Consider the following 1070-nt stretch of genomic DNA (forward strand, 5'->3'; position numbering starts at 1 on the left):
GAGGAAAGCGGCAATGCCGTGGACCGCGCCGTGAACGCCATGCGCACCATCGCAGAGAAGATTTCCATCGTTCAGGAAATCGCCCGCCAGACCGACCTGCTTGCGCTGAACGCAGCCGTCGAAGCGGCACGCGCCGGCGAACATGGCAAGGGCTTTGCGGTCGTGGCTTCCGAAGTGCGCAAGCTTGCCGAGCGCAGCCAGGCGGCAGCGGCTGAAATTTCGGGCCTCTCCGGTGAGACCGTCTCGGTTGCCACTCAGGCCGGCGAAATGCTGACCCGCCTGGTGCCCGACATCCGCAAGACCGCCGAACTGGTCGCGGAGATCTCGGCCGCCTGCCGCGAGCAGGATATCGGCTCCTCGCAGATCAACGAGGCGATCCAGCAGCTCGACAAGGTGACCCAGCAGAACGCTGGCGCATCTGAGGAGATGTCGGCGACGTCCGAAGAGCTCGCGGCGCAGGCCGAAGAGCTTCAGGCATCCATCGCCTTCTTCAAGGTCGACAACGCAGCTCGCACAACCAGCAACAGTCAGGTCAAGCAGCTCAAGCAAACCGCGGCCAAGATGGCTTCAGGCATGCCGGCGAAGCACCCTGTAGCCAAGCCCAAGGCCACATCCACCGCAAAGCCCAATGGCTTCTCCATCGATATGGCGATGGGTGGACCGGACAGCGACGACGCCGACTTCAGGCAGAGCGCCTGATCTGACTGACTGACAAGCATCTGACTGGCGCGCGACGCGGGCCAGTCATTCCCGGCGCATGAGCGCTACCGAGAGATGGTTCATATCCTTGGCGGGCAAAAATGAAAGCAATGACACCGACGTACCTCCGGCCTGTCGCGGGGCGAGTGCGGCTCACTTTCCACAATCTATTTCCACAAGGACATCACGAAGATGCGCTTTACTATCAAACTCAAGCTTGCACTGGCTTTCAGCCTCGTCATCCTCATGTTGGTCGGCACCGCAGGTTACAGCATCCTGAGTCTGGCTAACGTCAATGCCGACTGGAGCAATGCGCTTCACGGTCCCGCCGAACGACTGAGCGCTGCTCAGGATCTCAACATCGCCCAGTT

General features: G+C 61.2%; 1 protein-coding gene. It reads left to right on the top strand.

Translation table 11 applies throughout. From position 1 onward, the window contains the following. Positions 1–699, top strand: a 699-nt coding sequence (locus O4H62_RS26270; protein ID WP_269391845.1) for a methyl-accepting chemotaxis protein, incomplete at its 5' end; no start/stop codon positions are given. Positions 700–1070: the final 371 nt, after the last annotated feature.

The sequence above is a fragment of the Parahoeflea alexandrii genome (assembly GCF_027214025.1).
Taxonomy (GTDB): Bacteria; Pseudomonadota; Alphaproteobacteria; order Rhizobiales; family Rhizobiaceae; genus Hoeflea; species Hoeflea alexandrii_A.